General features: G+C 44.2%; 20 protein-coding genes. 13 read left to right on the forward strand and 7 right to left on the reverse strand.

Annotated features, from left to right (window positions below; genetic code table 11):
* Positions 1–43 precede the first annotated feature (43 nt).
* On the reverse strand, positions 44–1,234 hold the full coding sequence (locus tag V7Q33_RS19040; RefSeq protein WP_333820877.1) for an RsmB/NOP family class I SAM-dependent RNA methyltransferase: 1,191 nt from the start codon (positions 1,232–1,234) through the stop codon (positions 44–46).
* A gap of 307 nt (positions 1,235–1,541) precedes the next feature.
* Here V7Q33_RS19040 and V7Q33_RS19045 point away from each other — a divergent pair, with 307 nt between their 5' ends.
* Positions 1,542–2,009, forward strand: a complete 468-nt coding sequence (locus tag V7Q33_RS19045; protein ID WP_333820879.1) for a lipocalin family protein — start codon at positions 1,542–1,544, stop codon at positions 2,007–2,009.
* A gap of 165 nt (positions 2,010–2,174) precedes the next feature.
* On the opposite strand, the gene V7Q33_RS19050 is transcribed toward V7Q33_RS19045, so the two are convergent.
* Positions 2,175–3,047, reverse strand: a complete 873-nt coding sequence (locus V7Q33_RS19050; protein WP_331984104.1) for an AraC family transcriptional regulator — start codon at positions 3,045–3,047, stop codon at positions 2,175–2,177.
* Positions 3,048–3,253: 206 nt separating this feature from the next.
* On the opposite strand from V7Q33_RS19050, the gene V7Q33_RS19055 reads away from it, so the two are divergent.
* From V7Q33_RS19055 to V7Q33_RS19085, 7 genes are all read left to right on the forward strand, one after another.
* A complete protein-coding gene (locus V7Q33_RS19055) occupies positions 3,254–4,312 on the forward strand; it encodes an aldo/keto reductase (RefSeq protein ID WP_333820882.1) in 1,059 nt (352 codons plus the stop codon).
* A gap of 38 nt (positions 4,313–4,350) precedes the next feature.
* The gene (locus V7Q33_RS19060; protein WP_331984123.1) at positions 4,351–5,367 is read left to right on the forward strand and encodes a zinc-binding alcohol dehydrogenase family protein; all 1,017 of its coding nucleotides are present in this window, start codon (positions 4,351–4,353) and stop codon (positions 5,365–5,367) included.
* Between the two features lie 31 nt (positions 5,368–5,398).
* Positions 5,399–5,734, forward strand: coding sequence for an L-rhamnose mutarotase (locus tag V7Q33_RS19065; RefSeq protein ID WP_331984101.1), 336 nt, complete (start codon positions 5,399–5,401; stop codon positions 5,732–5,734).
* Between the two features lie 119 nt (positions 5,735–5,853).
* Positions 5,854–6,765 (forward strand): polysaccharide deacetylase family protein, encoded by a 912-nt coding sequence (locus V7Q33_RS19070; RefSeq protein WP_333820884.1) that lies wholly within the window; start codon positions 5,854–5,856, stop codon positions 6,763–6,765.
* A 151-nt stretch (positions 6,766–6,916) separates the two neighbouring features.
* A complete protein-coding gene (locus V7Q33_RS19075; protein WP_333820886.1) occupies positions 6,917–8,380 on the forward strand; it encodes an alpha-L-fucosidase in 1,464 nt (487 codons plus the stop codon).
* A gap of 164 nt (positions 8,381–8,544) precedes the next feature.
* Positions 8,545–10,626 (forward strand): alpha-L-fucosidase, encoded by a 2,082-nt coding sequence (locus tag V7Q33_RS19080; RefSeq protein ID WP_333820888.1) that lies wholly within the window; start codon positions 8,545–8,547, stop codon positions 10,624–10,626.
* A 289-nt stretch (positions 10,627–10,915) separates the two neighbouring features.
* A complete protein-coding gene (locus tag V7Q33_RS19085) occupies positions 10,916–11,602 on the forward strand; it encodes a 2-C-methyl-D-erythritol 4-phosphate cytidylyltransferase (RefSeq protein ID WP_333820890.1) in 687 nt (228 codons plus the stop codon).
* A 182-nt stretch (positions 11,603–11,784) separates the two neighbouring features.
* Here the strand turns inward: V7Q33_RS19085 and V7Q33_RS19090 are convergent, their stop codons facing one another.
* Both V7Q33_RS19090 and V7Q33_RS19095 read right to left on the reverse strand, forming a co-directional pair.
* The gene (locus tag V7Q33_RS19090) at positions 11,785–12,462 is read right to left on the reverse strand and encodes an OmpA family protein (RefSeq protein ID WP_331984093.1); all 678 of its coding nucleotides are present in this window, start codon (positions 12,460–12,462) and stop codon (positions 11,785–11,787) included.
* A gap of 240 nt (positions 12,463–12,702) precedes the next feature.
* On the reverse strand, positions 12,703–12,924 hold the full coding sequence (locus V7Q33_RS19095; protein WP_039751840.1) for a DUF2795 domain-containing protein: 222 nt from the start codon (positions 12,922–12,924) through the stop codon (positions 12,703–12,705).
* Positions 12,925–13,180: 256 nt separating this feature from the next.
* On the opposite strand from V7Q33_RS19095, the gene ettA reads away from it, so the two are divergent.
* From ettA to V7Q33_RS19120, 5 genes are all read left to right on the forward strand, one after another.
* A complete protein-coding gene (gene ettA, locus V7Q33_RS19100; RefSeq protein WP_331984091.1) occupies positions 13,181–14,863 on the forward strand; it encodes an energy-dependent translational throttle protein EttA in 1,683 nt (560 codons plus the stop codon).
* A 71-nt stretch (positions 14,864–14,934) separates the two neighbouring features.
* Positions 14,935–15,303, forward strand: coding sequence for a DMT family protein (locus tag V7Q33_RS19105; RefSeq protein ID WP_331984121.1), 369 nt, complete (start codon positions 14,935–14,937; stop codon positions 15,301–15,303).
* A gap of 3 nt (positions 15,304–15,306) precedes the next feature.
* Positions 15,307–16,116, forward strand: a complete 810-nt coding sequence (locus V7Q33_RS19110) for an SDR family oxidoreductase (RefSeq protein ID WP_331984089.1) — start codon at positions 15,307–15,309, stop codon at positions 16,114–16,116.
* A gap of 81 nt (positions 16,117–16,197) precedes the next feature.
* On the forward strand, positions 16,198–17,541 hold the full coding sequence (locus V7Q33_RS19115; RefSeq protein WP_333820904.1) for a glycosyltransferase: 1,344 nt from the start codon (positions 16,198–16,200) through the stop codon (positions 17,539–17,541).
* A gap of 66 nt (positions 17,542–17,607) precedes the next feature.
* A complete protein-coding gene (locus V7Q33_RS19120) occupies positions 17,608–19,182 on the forward strand; it encodes a glycoside hydrolase family 32 protein (RefSeq protein ID WP_333820906.1) in 1,575 nt (524 codons plus the stop codon).
* Positions 19,183–19,197: 15 nt separating this feature from the next.
* On the opposite strand, the gene paaN is transcribed toward V7Q33_RS19120, so the two are convergent.
* The 3 genes from paaN to V7Q33_RS19135 form a co-directional block, all read right to left on the reverse strand.
* On the reverse strand, positions 19,198–20,868 hold the full coding sequence (gene paaN / locus V7Q33_RS19125; RefSeq protein WP_333820908.1) for a phenylacetic acid degradation protein PaaN: 1,671 nt from the start codon (positions 20,866–20,868) through the stop codon (positions 19,198–19,200).
* A 50-nt stretch (positions 20,869–20,918) separates the two neighbouring features.
* Complete coding sequence (locus V7Q33_RS19130; protein ID WP_331984083.1) at positions 20,919–21,641, reverse strand: DUF4197 domain-containing protein; 723 nt, start codon at positions 21,639–21,641, stop codon at positions 20,919–20,921.
* A 96-nt stretch (positions 21,642–21,737) separates the two neighbouring features.
* The coding region (locus V7Q33_RS19135) for an alpha-hydroxy-acid oxidizing protein (protein WP_333820911.1) at positions 21,738–22,037 on the reverse strand (300 nt) is incomplete at its 5' end.

Raw genomic sequence — 22,037 nt, forward strand, 5'->3', positions numbered from 1 at the left:
ATCGAAACTCGTTGCTCGCTGCTAAAAGCTTGCAGCTCCTTCATCATCTTCTTTTCAACAGCGCCATATAAAACCCATCATACCCATCGCTTGGCCAGGCGTGTTGCTGTTCGAGTAACTCGTACTTGTCAGGATTGTTTTCGAGGAATGTTTTTACCTGGTGCTGGTTTTCAGACGGAAGTATACTACACGTAGAGTATACTATAAGTCCACCGGGTTTTACCATCTGGCAGTAATCCTGGAGTATATGTTGCTGAAGTTCTTTTACGTTTTTAATAAACTCTTCGGAGAGTTTCCACTTGGCATCGGGGTTGCGTTTTAATACACCGAGGCCGGAGCAAGGTACATCGAGCAGTAAGCGGTCTGCTGAGTTTTCGAGTCGTTTGATAACTTTTGAAGAGTCGATTATGCGTGTCTCCAGGTTTGTAACGCCCCCTCTGCGGGCGCGCTTTTGCAGCTCCTGCAGTTTCCATTCTTCGGTGTCCATACCGATGATGCGTCCTTTGTTTTTCATCAGTGCAGCAATGTGCAACGTCTTGCCGCCGGCACCTGCGCAGGCATCGATTACACGTTGTCCGGGTTCTATCTTCAGGAAAGGAGCGATAAGTTGAGAGGCAGCATCCTGCACTTCAAACAATCCGCCTTTGAAAGCAGGTATACCGAACACATTCTGGCGCTCTTTCAACAGCAAGGCATCTTCAAATCCATTCACGGCATACGTCTCTACGTTTTCTTCCAGCAGTCGTTCGCGCAGATCTTTCTTGTTCGTCTTCAGTGTATTAACACGCAGAACAACTTTGGCTTCATCGTTGAGCGACTTCAGTTCTTTATCCCACAGTTTGCCAATCTCTTTCTCTCCCATTTCATCGAGCCAGTCGGGTATAGATTCGCGTACCTTGCGTACTTTATCGGCGTTGCGTTTGCGCTTGGCAATTTCATTGGGGTTTACGCCTTTAAATTCTTCCCAGTGAGGAAGCGGTGTATCTTGCAGTACCAATATCGCTCCGAGTAATTTCCAATAGTCGTGTTCGCCGGCACCAGAAATTTCGCGCAGCAGTCTATACCAGCGCACAATGTCGTAGGTGGTTTCGGCTATAAAGCGCCTGTCGCGTGCACCCCATTTCGGGTTTTGCTTTAATACTTTCTCGATTACTTTATCAGCATAGCGCTGTTCTCCGAAGATCATTTCGAGCGCCTGTACTACTGCGTTGGTTGTGTTGTTGTAGAGCTTCATGTTTTTCGATTGGTTGCAGGCTTCTGGCTGCAAGCCGCTGGGGTGTGGGAGAGTGGGATAGAGTGTGGTAAAAGGTGAATTTGAGGGCAAAGGTGCAATAAAAAGACGGGAGAATAAAAAATGGATTAGTTGCACGGGTTATTACCTGGCCGGTAGGCGGCACGTTGCGGCTATTTGCTGGCTATCGCATTAAAAAAGGATATATTGACCCATGTTGGATGTAGAGTGATATGAAATGGTACATCTATTTGGTGTATGTGTTTAAGGATTCTATTTTCGCCTCTATACTTAAACAGTTTTAATTAACATGAAAAAATTTATCCCCCTATCCTTAGTTCTGGTTACTTTATTGGTTGCCTCGTGTAGTGATGACAAAGACGCAACTCCCAGCAACACCGATCTTATCGCGAAGAGCTGGGTAATCAGTAAATATGAAATTGAAGTTGGTGGTCAGGTTGTAGACTATACCGACGAAGAAATGACGGCCTGCGAAGGCGATAACGTTGTTACGCTTACCAAAGACGGAAAGTATACCCAGACCGTTGGAACCAATACTTGTAATGGTGATGAAACCGAAGAAAGCGGCACCTGGTCTTTTAAAAATAACGAAAAGACACTTTCTCTTTCTTCCAGTAATGATTCTAGAGATTTTACGATTTCAGTACTGAACGCAACAACATTGAGACTTTTAGTCGATGAAATTTCGTACGATACAAATGGCGATGGTGTAAATGACTCGAAGGTTCCGCTTTACGCGGTATTAGCTGTTAAATAGAACTTTAGTACCGCACATATACTAACAAAAGGCCATCTCACGCGGGATGGCCTTTTTGTTTCAGAACCGTTTGAGCCGTTATCGGTTACACGTTAATTGTTAATGGGCTTTTCAGACTCTTAAAGGGCTGAGTATACCTATCAGCTTGCCGGGAAATCCGTTCTGCTAAATTCTGTTTTGCTTTCTATACTCACCCGGGGTCAGACTTGTAACTTTTTTAAAGACTTTTGAAAAATGAGATGAATTTTCAAAACCGATTTCTTCTGCTATCTCTGTATATGACAAATCGGTAGCAGCGATCAAATATTGTGCACGTTCAATTCGCTTTTTATGCAGGTAACTTAAAGGTCGCTGTCCTGCATGTCGTAAGAATAATCTTGAGAAATAATCCTGATGCAAATTGGCTCTCTCAGCCAAATAACGAACAGTTAAATTTTCCCTGAGGTTGACTTGAATGTGTCGCATCGACTCATGGATTTTTGACGGGATCGGATTCGGCGCTTTGCTTTTGAATTTGCGGGAATCCAAAAAGCGTGAAATCAGTTGAAGTATAATACCCTGGGTTTCAAAGAAGACTGAATCACTTACTGTTTTGTTAAGTTGCTGATAGCTTTTGTAATAAGTAGATTTCTCGTATTCCTTTGGGTTGTCTGAACGGTTTATGCCCCTTCCCGGATTAATTTCCAGTAGTCTTTTAATGTTTGCAATGTCTGTGGTGCTAACCGGTACTTTCATTACCTTCCTGTTATGTTCAAAAAGTGAAAGACCTTCTGCCGATTCTTCGAAGAAATGAATGAAATACTGGCTTAGATATACCTTGCAAAATAAGTTACACAAGGTGAAGCTCGGAAGAAGATAGAGATAACCGGATTCGAGCTTTATCTTATCCTGTTTACTTGAAATAGAACCTTCGCCTTCATCGATATAATATATTCTATAGTAGGGACTGATTACATTGGTGTAGTTCCATTTTTTATTCAGCTTAACGTAATCAATGTGTAAAAGCGAGAAATTATAATTCAATAAGTTCTTTTCCATACGATTAAGTCAGAATTGGCAAAAAGTCGGATTTAGACAAAATAAAGTCTTTTTGGTGTAATGACAAGCTTTGATACGCATACTAAGTTTGTTTAGCAGAATGCCGGTTTTTGGCATTACCATATGAACAGATATAGCAGTCTGACAACATTTATTAAATCCGGTTGCAGATTGTGTAAGAATCGCAACAACGTTAACTTATGGCTATGAACGAGCGTCATAAACTTCATAATCCGCGTACAGATACAGCAATTGCTGATCTTCCACCCATTGTATTTGGAACCAGTGGTTTGGGCAATTTATTTGTTGCCCTGGAAGAACAGGAAAAGTTAAATATTGTAAGTGAATGCCTTCGCTTGTCGAGCGGAAAAGTTGTGTTCGATTCAGCCGGTAAATATGGTGCCGGCCTGGCACTGGAGACGTTGGGAAAATGTCTTAAGCAATTGAATGCCCGTCCGGAAGACGTAGTGATAAGTAACAAACTGGGTTGGTATCGCACTGATCTGACAACGGATGAACCAACTTTTGAACCGGGCGTCTGGAAACAGTTGAAACACGATGCAATTCAGAAAATAAGTTACGAGGGAATATTGCAATGCTTCGAACAAGGTAACGAGCTGCTGAATGGTTATCGCGCTCAAATGGTTTCTGTGCATGATCCTGATGAATATATAGCAACCGCTAGCAACGCTCAGCATTCGGAAAAACTATACCAGGATGTTCTCGAAGCTTACCGGGCATTGTACGATTTGAAGCGGCAGGGAAAAGTACAATCCATTGGTGTTGGTGCCAAAGATTGGAAAATCATTGAACGAATAACAAAGGATGTTGAACTGGATTGGATCATGATTGCTAACAGCATGACCATTAAAAGCCATCCGAAAGAATTGCTGCATTTTATTGCAGACGCGAGCCGGCAAGGTATATATGTTATTAACTCCGCGGTATTTCATTCAGGCTTTCTGGTAGGAAGTAATTATTTCGACTATCGCCTGGTTGAAAAAGGGAATATACAAAGCGATGCCCTTTTCAAGTGGCGCGAAGATTTTTTTGCAGTGTGCAATGAATATGCTATAGGCCCCGCGCAAGCTTGTGTACAATTTGCACTGAATGTTCCCGGAGTAAAAAGTATAGCGTTGAATACTACCAATGCATCGCGCGTGCAATCCAATCTGGCAATGGTTCAGACAACTATTCCAACTCAGTTTTGGGGCGAACTCAAAAATAGAAATCTAACGGAAGTAGACTTTACTTCGCCTGTATAGTAACTCAACTATTTATTTAAGAAGATTACAAGAATATGATGAAAACATTAGTCTGCACGAAGCCTGGTGAGTTTAACTATGTAAACGCAGAACAACCGCCACTGTTGCCAGGACATGTTATTATAAAGATCCGGAGGATTGGAATTTGTGGAACCGACTTACATGCCTTTGAAGGAACTCAGCCCTATTTCGAATATCCTCGCATTTTGGGTCATGAACTCGCGGGCGAGATAGTCGATGTGGGAGATGTATCCGGTTTTGAGGTTGGAGAAACCGTTACCTTTATTCCTTATTTTTCTTGCGGAGAATGTATTGCATGCCGTACGGGAAAGCAGAATGCCTGCGTTAATATGAAAGTGTGTGGCGTTCATCAGCATGGCGGCATGGTAGAATATTATTCCGTGCCATCATACGCCCTCGTTCATGGCGAAGGGTTGAGTTTAGACGCGCTCGCTTTAGTTGAACCTTTAGCCATTGGAGCACATGCCGTGAGAAGGGCAGGAGTAAAAAAAGATGAATTTGTTTTAGTGGTAGGTGCCGGCCCTATAGGATTAGGTACAATGGAATTTGTACGTGCCGCAGGAGCAAACGTAATTGCTCTCGACACCAATACGGACCGATTAAGGTTCTGCAAAGAAACATTGAAGGCAGAGCATGTTATCAATGCCCTGAACGATGATGTTATCGAGAAGTTAAAAGCTATTACAAAGGGTGATATGCCAACTGTTGTTATGGATGCAACGGGAAATCTGAAAGCTATCAACAATGCCTTTCGCTATATGGCGCATGGCGCGCGCTATATTTTGATTGGCCTGCAGAAGGGTGACATCTCCTTCAGCCACCCCGAGTTTCATAAGAGAGAGTCTACGCTCATGAGCAGCCGGAACGCAACAAGAGAAGATTTCGAATATGTGATTTCGTTGATCAGAAAAAAAGAGATAGACCCAACCATTTTCATTACCCATCGGGTAAATTTTGATCAGGTTAAAGACGAATTCGAAAAATGGTTGAATCCCGAGTATGGTGTTATAAAAGCAATGGTTGAACTAGCTTAGAAAATTCCGGTTTAAAACTTACCTACTAAAAATGAAAAGATATTGTCTGGCCCTGGACCTGGTTGATGACCCGAAGTTAATTGCCCAATACGAAGACTGGCACAAAAAAGAAAACGCATGGCCTGCCATCACAAAAAGTATTACTGACTCCGGCATCCTTAACATGGAAATTTATAGAACGGGTAACCGGTTGTTTATGATTATGGAAACAGAAGATAACTTCAGTTTCGAAAAAAAAGCAGCGATGGATAGTACCAATCCCAAAGTTCAGGAATGGGAACAACTGATGTGGAGTTTTCAGCAATCACTTCCCTGGGCAAACAAGGGAGAAAAGTGGATTGTAATGGATAAGATCTTTGAATTGTAAATATAGTACTGGCATCCGTACCTCTCATGCCAATAACTTTCAAATAAAATGAAGGGCATTGATCAGGAATCTTCCGGGATTTCAAAATTCAGAACATAAATCATTATCCTTTTTACAACATGCAAAGAATACTCTCTATTGCCGCTATATTCTTTTTCTCCTTAAGCTCCTATGCGCAGGAAATTGCCCTTACGTTCGATGACATTCCTTCGGGCGATGGTGCTGTTTTTACCGGTATGCAGCGGACATCCAAGATCATCGAGACTTTGAAAGTATATAAAGTAAAGCAAGCCGCATTCTTCGTCATTACATCCCAGCTTAACCGCGATGATGCTTATCAGCGATTGAAAATGTATAGTGATGCCGGGCACTTACTTGCCAATCATTCTCACTCGCATAACTGGATCGGTGTGATGGGAACTGCCAACTATATTCATGATATTCAGAAAGCTGACTCGATATTAAAAGCAACGGCGCTTCCGTATAAACGATGGTATCGATATCCTTTCCTGGACGAAGGCCCAACCAAAACTTCACGCGATTCCATTCGTGCCACGCTTGCCGCTCTTTCGCTTGCCAACGCATACATCACGATCGACAATTATGACTGGTATATTAACAGTGCAGCGAGTAAAGCAATCAAAAGCAACACAAAAATAAACTATGCCGAGCTGAAGAAATTTTATCTCGAACACGTTTGGAACAGCATTCAGTTCTATGATAACATTGGAAAGAAAGTACTCGGCCGTTCACCGAAACACGTGTTGCTCCTTCACGAAAATGATATGACAGCGCTTTTTCTTGGCGATCTTATTAAGCTACTGAAAGATAAAGGATGGAAGATCATTTCGCCGGAGGAAGCCTATACCGATCCCATCGCCAGGGAAACTCCGGATGTGCTTTTCAACAATCAGGGACGTGTAGGCGCTATTGCTTTTGCAAAAGGAATAAAGCCTGAAGCGCTCGTTCAGCAAACAGAAGATGAAAAGTATCTCGACAAGTTGCTGGCAGAGAAGAAAGTGTTTGAATGATGCCTTGGCTAATAAAAACTAAAAGAAGTAACTAAACCGAAGTCGAAGTAATAAGTCCGTTAATCAGATTACAATTATGATAAAGCTAAAAAGTCTGCTCTTGATCTTAAGCATAACTGCTGCACTTTTTGCCTGCAAGACAAGACCAAATATGAAGACACCAGACACCCATGCGAAGTTTGAAGAGACATGGGAATCTCTCGCGAAGATTGAAAGAGAACCCGAATGGTTCAAAGATGCGAAGTTCGGAATTTATTTCCATTGGGGAGTTTACAGTGTGCCGGCTTACGGCTCCGAGTGGTATCCACGATGGATGTATGCACCCGGACGGAAAGACTGGGGTGGTGATATTTATGAGCATCACAAGAAAACTTTTGGTCCGGTATCTCAATTCAACTACCACGACTTTATACCAATGTTCACTGCCGAGAATTTTGATGCTAAAGAATGGGCTGAGTTATTCAAAAATTCCGGAGCAAAATTTGCCGGTCCTGTTGCACAGCACCATGATGGATTTGCCATGTGGGACAGTAAGTTGAATCCGTGGAATTCCAAAGCGATGGGCCCCAAGAAAGATATACTCGGTGACTTGTTTGTGGAGCTCAAGCGAAACAACATGAAAACTATCGCAACCTTTCACCACGAAAGATTGCTGCAGCGGTATGCACAGGATACAGCAAAGTGGGCACAGAATACACCTGATCCGGGAGACGATAGTCATTTTCCATATCATCCCGATTATATTACTTCAACCACTGATCCCAAGCTCAGGCTATTGTATGGCAACATGCCGGAAGGCGAATTTCTGGATTACTGGTTGAACCAGGTAAATGAGGTGGTGGACAACTATGCACCGGATATAATCTGGTTTGACTCATGGCTGGATCGCATTCCGGAGAAATACCGCCAGAAAATGGTAGCACATCATTTCAATATGGCAACATCGCGCGGTCAGCATCCGATTGTTGCCTACAAACAGGAAGACTTGCCTGCGAATGTAGGGATGCTGGATATTGAACAGGGCGGAAAGACAGACCTCTCTCAGGATTATTGGCTAACCGATATCACCTTAAGTAATGATAGCTGGTGCTATATCAACGGACAAACTTATAAACAACCATCACTCGTTATCCGAAACATGATCGATGTGTGGAGCAAGAGAGGTATTGTATTATTGAATATATCCCCGATGGCCAATGGAACAATCAATAACGAACAGCGCAATATTTTGAGTACTCTGGGAAAGTGGATAAACAAGCATAAAGAAGCCGTATACGAAACGCGTGCTTACTCAATCTATGGTTATGGAGATGCGAATATTGAGAAAGGTTACTTCGGTGGACAATCAGCGACAATAAGCTATAGCAAGAATGATATTCGCTTTGCTGTGTCGAAAGATAAAAAGTATATGTATATATATGCACTTGGGCTTCCTACCCCCAATGCACCTCTTGAAATCCGTACCGATATAGAACAAAATGTAAAGCGTGTCTCCGTTGTGGGCAGCGATGCCGAGCTAAAGTGGTCAATGGCGGGAAAGAGGCTTACCATACAAACACCGGAGGCTACTGCAATGGATGAACTGGCAACGGTGTTCAGGGTTGAGTTCGACTAGCCAGAGGAGGAATAATATTATTATACCTGGCTGTTCTATATTTTTACCGGGCATCGATAACTGACGGTATACTATATATTCTTGAAAGGTTATTTCTGCCTGCCAGCAATTTTGCAACTACTCCCACTGAACTGTAGTTATAGAAGTCTGACTAAAGCATTGACATGATTAAAAAATTGATAACCGTAATTTTCATTTTGGCCAGCACAATAAGTATAGGCATGGCGCAGGTAAAACCGCCTGCTCCTTATCGGCCTGTTCCTTTGGTCAATCAATTAAAATGGCAGGCTATGGAGTACTATGCCTTCGTACATTTTTCATTGAACACGTATACCGATCAATCGTGGGGATATGGAAATGAAGACATCAATCTTTTTAATCCGAAAGAACTGGATTGTCGACAGTGGGCGCGCATCTGCAAAGAATCGGGCATGAAGGGAATAATTGTTACTGCGAAACACCATAGTGGCTTTTGTTTGTGGCCGTCAAAGTATACGGAGTATTCGGTGAAGAATGCACCCTGGAAAAATGGTAAAGGCGATATCGTTCGTGAACTGGCCGATGCCTGCAAAGAATATGGATTGAAGCTTGGTATTTATGTTTCACCGTGGGACAGAAATCACCCGGATTATGGAAAGCCCGAGTATATTACCTACTTCAGAAATCAACTTACAGAACTCCTCACTAATTATGGTCCTGTTTTCGAAGTGTGGTTTGATGGTGCCAACGGAGGCTCGGGCTACTACGGTGGTGCTAATGAAACACGCACGATAGACCGCACTACGTACTACGACTGGAGTAACACGTACAAGATGATTCGAAAGCTGCAGCCTGATATAGTTATCTGGAATGATGGCGGAGACCGGGGAGATTTGCGTTGGGTTGGAACAGAAGCCGGCTTTGTTGGCGAAACAAACTGGAGCTTGTTAAATGCCACAGGTGAGGTAACCTGGAATATGCTGCACTTCGGACTTGAGAGTGGTGATTCGTGGGTGCCTGCCGAAGTCAATACTTCTATCAGGCCCGAATGGTTCTATCATCCCAGCGAAGACAATAAAGTAAAAACGGTGCCTCAACTGATGGATATATATTACCATTCCATCGGACGCAATGGAACGTTGCTGCTCAACTTTCCCATTATGCCCAACGGGTTGATTCATAAAAATGACGAAAAGGCTGCTCTTGAGTTTGCACAGGTTGTGAAAGAATCATTTGATGAAAACCTTGCGGAGAAAGCCTCTGTAAAAGTCTCCAGTGTTCGTGGCAAGGATAAAAAATACGAAGCCCGGATGGTCATTGATGGTAACGCGGACACTTACTGGGCAACGGATGATACTGTAACCACTGCATCCCTTACAATTGAATTTAAGAAGCCAACATTAATTAACCGCTTTCTTGCCCAGGAGTATATTTCCCTGGGACAGCGTGTGAAAGCCTTTACGGTGGAAGCGCTGGTGGATGGTAATTGGAAGGAAGTGGCAAAAGGAACAACCATTGGATACAAACGCATTGTTCGTTTTCCGGGTGTGCTGGCAACACAAGTTCGTTTTACTATTCTGGAGTCCAAGAGCTCTCCTGTTATTTCTACCATTGGCGTTTTTAACGCTCCGGTATTTCTGAATGCTCCAACCATTATACGGAATCAGACTGGTGAAATCAGTATTGCTGCAGACGACATCGGACCACTTTTATATTATACCCTGGATGGTAGTGAACCAACCTCCAAGTCAAACCGGTACGTTAGTCCTGTTAAAACCGAAGGAAAAGTAGAAGTGAAAGCAATTGTCTTCGATCCCGCCACCGGCAAGAGCAGTTCGGTAGCGGTAGAGAAATTTGATCTTCCTAAAACAAACTGGAAAATTCTACAGGTTGAGGATAGCCGTGCATATTCTATTCTGGATGGAGACATCCACACCGGCTGGCATCAGCACAAAGATAAAAAGATGCCCATCGATCTTGTAATTGATTTAGGAAGCGAGCAAACTTTAAGCGGCTTTCGGTATTTTCCGGATCAAAACATGTGGGAGCCAAGTTACATCGCCCGCTATGAGTTTTATATTTCAACAAACAATGAAGACTGGAAACTCGTATCGCAGGGTGAGTTTCCCAACATCAAAAATAACCCCTTGTGGCAAGTAAAGAATTTTGCTCCTGCGAAGGCACGGTACATTAAATTCCGGGCATTGAAAAATACAGAAGGTAATAATGAAACAGGATATGCAGAGGTCGATGTTATTACTAACTAAGTGACTGAAGAGGTTGAGATTAGTGGCTGCAGGAGAATTATACTACAGATGCAGAGCCGTTATTGGTAAATCGGTTAATCGTTATCAGGAAGAGTATATTTAAACGGTTACCCTAAACGATCTGTGTTATTCTGCGGGTTCTGTGGAACAAAATGCATTTTATTTCCCACAGAAATCACAGTTATACACTACAGGTTAATCGTTAATAAACTCTTCTGATAACGGTTAACCTGTAACTATTGGCGGATAACAGACCCCTTACTATCTTCCTGCCAAAATCGAGATTCCCTTGAATACTTCCGAATATGCTCTCATTGTGGCCGGTGGCAAAGGCACGCGCATTAAAAGTAAATTGCCGAAGCAGTTTATTGAGCTGTGTGGTTTGCCAATACTGATGCATACTATACTGGCTTTTTACCGCTATTCTTCTTCTATAAAAATTATACTGGTGCTTCCGGAAGATGATTTCGAAACGTGGCAGGCGCTCTGTAAAAAACATAATTTCACTCACTCACTTATACTACAGAAGGGGGGCGATTCGCGGTTTCAGTCTGTAAAAAATGGTCTTGATAAAATTGAAGGCGATGGACTGGTGGCCATTCACGATGGTGTGCGCCCGTTGGTGAGTGAAGATATTATAGGAGCATCGTTTCGTCTGGCAGCAGTGCATCAGTGTGCGGTGGCTTCGGTGCGATTGAAAGATTCAATCCGCATAACGGATCAGGATAATACCAAGGCTATGGATCGCTCACGCTTCAGATTGATACAAACTCCGCAAACCTTTCAGGTAAATCTGATCAAACAAGCATACCAGATGAAGGAAGACCCAAGCCTTACCGATGATGCCAGCGTAGCCGAACACTCCGGACATACTATATCTCTGTTTGAAGGAAGCTATGAGAACATCAAGATTACTACGCCGGAAGATCTGATTGTAGCAGAGGCGCTTATCAAGTTGCGCGCTGCCAGCTACTAGCTGCCAGAGGTGTGGGAGGGAAGAGTACGGGGCGTGCGTTGTCAAACTGGTGGATAGTATAGATGTTAGTGTAATCGGACTTTTAACTTTGTGCTTTCAGCTTTTAGCTGAAAGAATTTCTGACAAAAAAAGAGGCAACTGTCGCTGCCTCTCTTGTGTTTAACTAAATATATAGCATAAAACTATATTTCTCCCTTCTCAGCTTTCTTCTTGAGTTTTTCGTTGGCAAAGATCGCTACTTCTACACGTCTGTTTTGTTGACGGCCCGCTTCTGTGGCATTGTCGCCGATGGGTTGATCGGGGCCATAGCCTACAGTAGTAACGCGAACAGCGGTAACACCTTGTGTTTTAAGATAGGTTGATACTGCTTCTGCACGCTTCTCGGAAAGCGACAGGTTGTAGTCATGTTTACCGGTAGAGTCGGTATGACCTTCGATCAGGATGTTGGTGTCGCTATATTTGTTCAGTACACGCGCCAGGTCTTGCAGGTTAGCCTTGGATGTTGAAGATACTTCAGCAGAGTTAACCGCAAACTGTATACCCTGGTGGAAAGTGATCTTTATACCTTCGCCTACACGCTCAACGGTAGCGCCTTCCAGGTCTTTCTTCAGTTCGGCAGCCTGCTTATCCATATAGTGGCCTATCAGGTATCCGGCAGTTCCGCCTACAGCGGCACCGATAATGGCACCCACGGCGGTGTTACCGGCAGCTTTACCAATAGCGGCACCGGCAGCCGCGCCACCAGCCGTACCAATAATGGCACCTTTGGTAGCCTTGTTCATACTTTTACAGGAACCGAGAATAATGCAGAGCGTCAATAAAAAAGTTACTACACGTCTTCCTTTTAGAAAATTTACCATACTTCTTTTAAAGTAGTTTTTGATTGTTAGGTTAAAATGACAAGAGGGTGCTTTTGAAAAGCAGGTCGAAAGAAAAGCAGAATCACCGGACTGCAAACGGGTAATTCGTTTGATGACAGGAATGCAGGAAATTTACTCCTGAATAGCCGGTAGAACGATTGCATCTCTATCAAAAAAACAGAAGCCGTCCATGAAGGCCGGCTTCAGCTTAATAATCTTTAGTAAAATGTTGGTTCGATGTTAGTACTCGTCTTCGTTAAAGAAGAAATCTTCTTTGGTAGGATAATCCGGCCAGATCTCTTCGATACTTTCGTAAGGTTGACCGTCATCTTCAAGTTCCTGGAGGTTCTCTACAACTTCCAGGGGAGCACCTGAACGGATAGAATAATCGATCAACTCATCTTTGGTTGCCGGCCAGGGAGCATCCTCTAAGTAAGAGGCAAGTTCAAGAGTCCAATACATAGTTTACGTCCTCCTTTTAATTTTTCGCAAAAATAAAATTAATTAGGGCATAGTCAATAGTTAACGGTCGATAGTCCAAAAATCAAAAAGGTAACCTGATGGCTGACGTGGTCAAATGATCTTGTGCTATGCACTATGGACTAAAAAAGCCATATTTGCGGCCATAAACTCAACGGCTAACTTTCTGAATTATTGAATGAAGAAAGCCCTTCATTTCATAAAATTCTCAGAGCCAACCATCATCAACATATAACTCATGGCTGACGAAAAAATTATTTTCTCGATGGCGGGGGTAAACAAGATTTATCCGCCAAGCAAACAGGTTCTCAAAAATATTTACCTCTCGTTTTTCTATGGCGCCAAAATAGGCGTGCTCGGGTTGAACGGCTCGGGTAAATCTTCGCTGCTCCGCATCATCGCGGGCATTGATAAAGAATACCAGGGCGAAGTGGTATCTGACCTCAGCTTTTCTGTGGGGTTGCTCGAACAGGAGCCGCAGCTCGATAAGACCAAAACAGTAAAAGAGATTGTTGAAGAAGGTGTGAGCGAAGTGGTTTCGCTGCTCAAAGAGTTTGAAGCCATCAATGAGAAATTTGCTGATCCGGCCGTAATGGAAAATCCGGATGCTATGGATAAACTGATCACCAAGCAGGGCGAGATACAGGAGAAACTGGATGCCGTTAATGCGTGGGAACTGGATAGCAAGCTGGAGCGTGCCATGGATGCATTGCGTTGTCCTCCGTCAGATGCTAAAATTGAACACCTGTCCGGCGGTGAAAAAAGACGTGTTGCCCTCTGTCGCCTTTTGCTGCAGGAGCCGGATGTACTGTTGCTGGATGAACCAACGAACCACCTGGACGCAGAGTCTGTATACTGGCTGGAACAACACCTGAAGCAATACAAAGGAACGGTAATCGCGGTAACGCACGACCGTTACTTCCTGGATAATGTAGCGGGCTGGATACTGGAACTCGACCGCGGAGAAGGTATACCATGGAAGGGAAATTACTCTTCATGGCTCGACCAGAAGCAGAAGCGCCTGGCGCAGGAGGAGAAGAGCGAATCCAAGCGGCAGAAAGCACTGGAGCGTGAGTTGGAGTGGGTGCGCATGAACCCGAAAGGCCGCCAGGCAAAAGGTAAGGCCCGCCTGAGTGCTTACGAAAAGCTGTTGAGCCAGGAAACAAAAGAGAGGGAAGAAAAGCTGGAGCTTTTCATTCCGCCAGGGCCGCGTCTTGGTAATAAAGTAATTGAAGCTACCGGTGTTGCCAAAGGCTATGGCGATAAATTACTATATGAAAACCTCACGTTTTCACTGCCTCCGGCAGGTATAGTTGGTATTATCGGGCCGAACGGTGCCGGTAAAACAACGTTGTTCAAAATGATTATCGGTAAAGAAAAACCGGATGCTGGTAATTTTGAAGTGGGTGAAACGGTAAAGATTGCATACGTTGACCAGGAGCACGATGACCTGAAGCCGGAAGACACCGTATGGCAGGCGATTACCGGCGGAAATGAATTGATTGAACTGGGAGGTAAAACACAGAACTCACGCGCGTATGTAGGCAAGTTCAATTTTAACGGAACAGATCAACAGAAGAAGATAAAAGAACTCTCCGGTGGTATGCGCAACCGGGTGCACCTGGCCATTGCGTTGCGCCAGGGTGGTAACCTGTTGTTGCTCGATGAGCCTACCAACGATCTGGACGTAAACACACTGCGTGCCCTGGAGGAAGCCCTTGATAACTTTGCAGGTTGTGCCGTGATTATCTCCCACGACCGCTGGTTCCTCGATCGCGTATGTACACACATCCTCGCGTTTGAAGGTGATTCGCAGATTACGTGGTTTGAAGGGAGCTTCAGCGAATACGAAGAGAATAAGCGCAAGCGCCTCGGTGACGATCAGCCACACCGCATCAAGTATAAAAAACTGGTGAAGTAAATATACAGCCCTTTCAAAGTGATTGCAGATCATAAAACGGTCTGCAATCATTGTTATAAAGTGTACACATGATGAGAATACTATATACCATTTTACTGTTGGTGCTTTCCAATAGCTTTATGACGCTGGCATGGTATGGCCACCTGAAGTTTAAAGACATGAAGTGGAGCCAGAGCCTGCCGTTGCTCGTGGTTATTTTGATAAGCTGGGGTATAGCGTTGTTTGAGTACCTGTTGCAAGTGCCGGCCAATCGCCTCGGGTATAAAGAATATGGCGGACCGTTTTCGCTGGTGCAGCTCAAGGTTTTGCAAGAGGTGATTACGCTGGTGGTGTTTATGATCTTCTCGTTTCTGTTTTTTAAGAACGAAACTTTTAAAATGAACCATCTGATTGGTTTTGCATTCCTCGTGCTGGCAGTATATTTTATTTTTAAAAAATAGAATATGGCGAAGCTTCAGAATAAAGTTGTCTGGATTACCGGAGCATCATCCGGTATAGGCGAAGCATTGGCTTATGCGCTGGCGAAAGAAGGAGCCAAACTTATACTCTCTGCCCGCAGAAAAGAAGAGCTTGAACGTGTAAAGGGAAATTGCGCAGCCTCAGCTCAAGCCAATGTACATATACTTCCGCTCGACCTTACGCAAACGGAAACGCTGAAACTTTCTGCAGAAGCCGCGATCCAGGTGTTTGGCCATATTGATATACTGGTGAACAACGGTGGTATCAGCCAGCGAAGTTTTGCCAAAGACACCTTGCTGGACGTTGACCGGAAAATTATGGAAGTAAATTACTTCGGTGCTGTAGCGCTTGCTAAAAATATACTTCCGCATTTTCTGAAGCGCAAGAGCGGCCATTTTGTAACCGTCTCCAGCGTAACGGGTAAATTTGGTACACCGTATCGTTCTGGTTATGCCGCATCCAAACATGCGTTGCACGGATTCTTTGATTCATTAAGAGCGGAGCTGTGGAAAGATGTGCGCGATGGCATTACAGTAACCATGATCTGTCCCGGGTTTATTCATACGCCCATCACACTCGCAGCCGTAACCGGCGATGGCAGTCCGCTGGGTAAAATGGACGATGCGCAATACAAAGGTAAACCTGCTGACTGGTGTGCGAAGAAAATAATTCGCGCTATTGAAAGGAAAAAGAATGAAGTATATATAGGCGGCATTGAAACACTGGGCGTCAAATTCAAACGATTCTTTCCCAATTGGTTTGCACGCTATATTCGCGATGCCAAAGTAAGATAGTGTTGCCGGCGATGTAAAGTATAGGTGATGCCGGTGGTTTATTCGCGACTTTGTATCATCTTTAGGAAAGGTTTATAATCTATGGCGCGCATTCTTTTTCTGTGTTATCATGGTAAAGGCCACTTTAATCCATACTTCCATTTGGCGCGCGTATTGCAGCAGTCACACCATGTTCTTTTTTCAGGCGTAGCCTACTTTCATCAATATATTGCTGCGCAGGGCTTTCAGTATTATCCTCTAAATACAGTGCCTTTCGGGCTTGGCCTGGAGGAATGGTTGTGCCAGGCACAAAAGCGTACGCCTGTATATTGGAATGCGTTGAAAGACCGGTGGAATGATCATTTATATACTATACGTAAGCAGGAGCTCACGGCATTGCTCGATCAGTATAAACCCGATGTTATTCTGCTGGATACCAATCAGACTACCGATTTTATTGTGCTATATCCATTACTGAAAGAACGAAAGATTCGTTTTGGGTTGGTGCATGCCATGCTCACCTCTGTGCTTACCGAAAATTTTCCGCCTGTTAACAGCCTTGTATTTCCGGATGATCGTGAAGGAATTAAACGGGAAATAAAATTACTTCGAAAGAAAAAGCAGAAACGACTCTGGTTGCAGAAGGTGAAGTTTTTCGGCATGGACGATAATGCGATTCTGAAGCGAAGAATGCGCAGGAATAATATACCGGCAAAGTATATATCGGAAGAAGAGCGGTATTATGGTGTAGTGTTGAAAGGATTGGAAGAGCTGATCTTTCTGCCGCGTGAGTTCGACTTTCGTGAAGCGAAGGTATACCCGGGGCACCATCATGTAGGCTTTCAAATCGATTATGCCCGGCAGGAGCAGGGGAGTAAAGAATATAAAGAGATTAAAGACCGGATTCTTGAAAAAGTAAATGCAGAAGGCGTAAAAGTTGTGTACTGTGCTTTTGGCACTGTACCGATCGAGGACAAGCAGACGTTTATAGTATTTATTAAGAAACTCGCAGAGGCACTCATGAATCAGAGGGTTGTATTGCTGCTCGCAACCAGTTTGGAGTTAGGCGATCTCAGTATAAAGCGAAATGTATATGTGCAGAGTTACGTTCCGCAACTGGATGTGCTTACGTATGCCGATGCATTCATTACACATGGTGGCCTTAATTCGATCAAGGAAGCGATAGACCGTGGTGTGCCGATGCTGGTATATCCGGGCGAATCAGTAATGGATCCACCCGGTAATTCAACACGCGTTGTATATCATGGCTTAGGTTTGCGTGGCGATATGATTACTGACTCTGTGGAAGACATTGCAGCAAAAGTGAATCGATTGTTAACAGAAGAACAATTCAGAAACAACGTTAAACGGTTGAGAAAAATAAACGATACCTATTCGCTTGAACAGGCTATAAAACTTTTGGAGAACATGCCGGTTATTGAATAGTTGAAGGTACTGTTGTATCTTTCAAGAGTGTTGCTGAAGTGCTGTTGATTATCAAACTCATTCTGTATGCAAAAATCAATTGTCTGTACTGTACTGTTTCTGGGATGTATAGCGTGTACGGTAAAACGTCCCGCTGAGTCACCCGAGCCTGTTGTCACCGATTCGGTCAAGCCAACCTATACGGAACAATACCGGCCGGCCTATCATTTTTCTCCCGATCATAACTGGACCAACGATCCTAACGGGCTGGTATATTTTAAAGGGGAGTATCATTTATTCTATCAATATAATCCCTATGGAAATGTATGGGGCCACATGAGCTGGGGCCATGCGGTAAGCAACGACTTGTTACATTGGGAACACCTCCCGGTTGCCATACGGGAATATACCGATAAAGCATCAGGCGATAGTACGATGATCTTTTCAGGCAGTGCTGTAGTAGATAGCGCCAATACCAGCGGTTTTTTTACCGGAGGTGAAGGCGGTATCGTAGCGATGTATACATCGCATGTACATCGCAATAATCAACAGCTCAGACAACATCAAAGTATAGCCTACAGTAAAGACAATGGGCGGACCTTTACGCGATATGAGAATAATCCGGTGCTTGATAAAAATCTGAAAGACTTTCGCGACCCGAAAGTGTTCTGGTATAAGCCGGAAAGTAAATGGGTAGCGAGTATAGTGGTGCCGGACAAATTCAAAGTGCAGTTCTATGAATCGAAAGACCTGAAAAGCTGGACACTACTTAGTGAGTTTGGCCCGCTGGGCGATACTGCCAAGATATGGGAGTGCCCTGATCTGGTGGAGGTACCGCTGCTTGAAAATCCGTCAAAGAAAAAATGGGTGCTGCTGGTTTCAAACTCGCATCCGCAAGGGCCCGCGTATGTAGGCATGCAATACTTTACGGGTGAATTTGATGGAAAGAAATTTACAGCCGATAATCCTAAACAATATCCGCTATACCTGGAGTATGGAAAGGATTTCTACGCAGCGGTTACTTTTAATAATATTCCGAAACAGGATGGACGCACCATTCTGTTGGGCTGGGCCAACAATTGGGCGTATGGTCAAAGTATACCCACACACCCGTGGCGAAGTGCGATGACATTGCCACGCGAGCTATATCTTAAGAAAACAGCGAAGGGCTATCGCATCGTGCAGCACCCGGTAAGGGAGCTGTTGACGTTGCGTTCTGATAGTATTGGTGTAGATCAGCTTGGCAGGATTTTTCCTGAAAAATCTTTCGAAGTAGAATATGAGCTTACGGTGAATGCTAAAAGCAAAATTTCCGTTGCAGGCTTTAAACTGATAACCGGCAAAAATGAAGAAACTGTTATAGGCTATGACTATAAGAAAGACGAAGTGTATTTCGACAGAACGAAATCAGGGGACGTTGCTTTCCATTCAGGGTTTTCAAGCATAGAGCGAGTTCCAATAAAGCTGCAGCAGGGCAAATTGAAGCTGCATGTTTTTGTCGATAACTCCATCGTTGAAGTATATATCAACGATGGAGAACAGGTTATTACCGACCAGATTTTTCCGACTTCTTCCGAATATACTTTTAAACAATTTGCCGAAGGCGGTGATGCCAACGCCCAGATTCACATCTGGAAAATAAAATCGGTGTGGCTGGAATGATCCACGGGCTGTATATCACTCCGCTTTTACAGGCTCACGGTGTCCAACCCATGTAAAGCGTCTGGTTACATATTCCGGATTGGTAAACGATGCATTGCCTGCCGGATTACCACCCGTTACGTGGAAATCTGAAAACGCGGCATGCTGATTCATATATATACCGCCAATGAGGTTGAATGAAACGGGCGTTGCCGCCAGTGCCATCTCATCGGCAATCTTTTCCTTTACTGCCGGATCAGTTGTATAAGCGCCACACGATATAGCACCGTGATGCAACGCCATCTCCTGTGCCAGTGCTATACTTTGATCCGTATTTTTTGTCTTGATCAATAAAGCAATTGGCCCGAATAATTCTTTGCTGAATATATCTTTGCCGGTAGCATCTACTTCAACAAGTACTGGTGTTGCTACGCGTGCATTCTTAAACATGGGGTTCTCGAACGTGCGCGACTTTAGCCATACTTTGCCAGGTAATTTTTCAGCGTTGGTAACGCGCTCACAAGTGACTTTACTTTGCACGGCACCCAATACGAAAGGCCCGGCCTTCGGATTATCCACAATACCATTGATATTGTCAGCCAATTTTTGCGCGAAGGCATCGAATGTTATTATACCATTTGGAGTTTTAATGCCGCTCTCCGGTATATAAAAGTTTTGCGGTGCCGTACACATCTGGCCACTATATAAAGCAACGGAAAATGCGAGGTTTGCAGCAACTTTATCAATGTCATCTGCTGAATCAAGTATAACCGAGTTTACACCTGTCTTTTCGGTAAATACAGTTTTACCGGGCAGACTTTCGAGGTAACTTCCAAAAACAGAATTACCAGTAAAATCGATCAACTTTACATCCGGACTTTCTGCCAGTGTTTTTGCAAGCGGTTTATCAACCGTATCCACTGCCAGTTGGCAGATGTTGGTATCGAGATTATTCTCCGCTAAAACTTTTTGTATTTCAGCCACCACAATCGCTATGGGTAATATAGCACCGGGATGAGGCTTCACAATAACACTGTTGCCGGTAATAAGGCTGCCATATATACCTGTCACAGAATTCCACGTAGGGAAGGTGGAGCATCCGATCACTACAGATATACCTTTTGGCACGGCACGCCATTCTTTGTTAAGCTGAATATTGAATTTTCCCATCGGTTTATCCCAGACGGTTTTTGAGGGGAATCGTTGCAGCTCTTCATAGCCGGCTGCGATCGCTTCCAGTGCACGATCGGCAGCATGTGGTCCGGATGCCTGGAAGGCCATCATATAGCCTTGCCCGGTGGTATGCATGGTAGCGTAGGCAATTTCGAAGAATCTTCCTTTGATTCGTTCCAGCGTTTCAACCAATATACCGGCACGATCGTCAACCGGTATTTTGCGCCATGTATGAAAAGCTTTGCCCGCACGCTCCACCAAAGTTTGTGCAGAGAATGAAGGATACGAAATTTTAAGAGGCTCTTGCAGGTAAGGTGATTCCTCCTGACCGATCCAGTCTTCGGGGCTGGATTGTTTGAGCTCTTCAAATTTTTTCCCGAGCCCTGATTTGAATTTTGCCTGCGCATCGGCATCAGCTGTTTCGCCATATATAGCGGGCGCAGGGTTCTCCGGATATTGTGCAAAAAATACGCGGTCGTGCAACGCTTTAATAGCATTGTTGATGACGGGCTTATGCTTTTCGAAAAGTGACATAACGCTGGTTGTTTAAGTGGTCTCTTAAAATATAGTCTGGAAATAATATGCTATTGCTGCGAGCCGAACACTTTCTTCAGCAGCTCGGTAGTGCGGGCAACAGGATCCTGACGGATTTTCTTTTCTTCATCAGCTATGAGTAAAAACAAACCGTCCATCGCTTTGGTGGTAGCATAGTCGTTCAGGTCAGGATTAACTTTTTCTACCAGCGGTATACGGTTATACTGTGTAACAATATCGCTATAGTATTTGGTTGCATTTACTTTGTTCAGCGAGTTCGCAATTACGGGTTGAAATTTCTCGCGCAATTGTGCGGTTGTCGTGCGCTTGAGGTATTCGGTGGCCGCATTTTCTGAGCCGCGCAAAATTCCCCAGGCATCCTGTATCGTCATTTGTTTAATAGCGTTGATAAAGATAGGCTTGGCTTCTTTAGCAGCATCTTCTGCGCCGCGGTTCAAAGTCATTACAAATTTATCCACCTCGCTGCCCAGGCCAATCTGGCGAAGTTTATCTTCTACTTTTTTTACATCGGGTGGAAAAGGAATTTTGATCCTGGGATTTTTAAAATAGCCATCTACGGCAGAAGCGAGATCCGATCCGTTGGATATACCATTGATGAGCGCTTCTTTCAATCCTTCGCCTACTTCGGCCGTGGTTAAAGGTGTTTCGGTGTTGAGTGCCTTGTTTACTTCCGTCATGGCCTGGTTAAGTTGTGCCGTAGTGCAGGCCGTCAATACACATGCTGTTAAGATTCCAGATAAAAATCGTTTCATACGTTGTTAAAAAATTTCGCGTGAAAGGTAAAGAAAAGTCCAAGGCCAAGCATGAACATCCAACAGTTTTATCCGCTCATTCACCGCATCGGTTTGTCAATGACGTTGCAGTCGTTCTGCAGTAATTTCGGTTACATCTTTACAGCCTGCAAGGCCCATCGTTAATTCAAAGTCTGCCATAAAATTGCGAAGCACCGTATAAACACCATGCTCACCGGCAATAGCAAGCCCATACACATACGGCCGGCCGATGCAGATTGCCGTTGCGCCGAGTGCCAGCGCTTTGAATGCATCGGCTCCTCCGCGAATACCGCTGTCCAGCAAGATGGGGATTTGTTTACGAACAACCTCTGCTACAGCCGGTAGTGCATCCAACGTAGCAATGGCACCATCTAC

The sequence above is a fragment of the Ohtaekwangia sp. genome (genome assembly GCF_036786105.1).
In the GTDB taxonomy this organism is placed as follows: Bacteria; Bacteroidota; Bacteroidia; order Cytophagales; family Cyclobacteriaceae; genus Ohtaekwangia.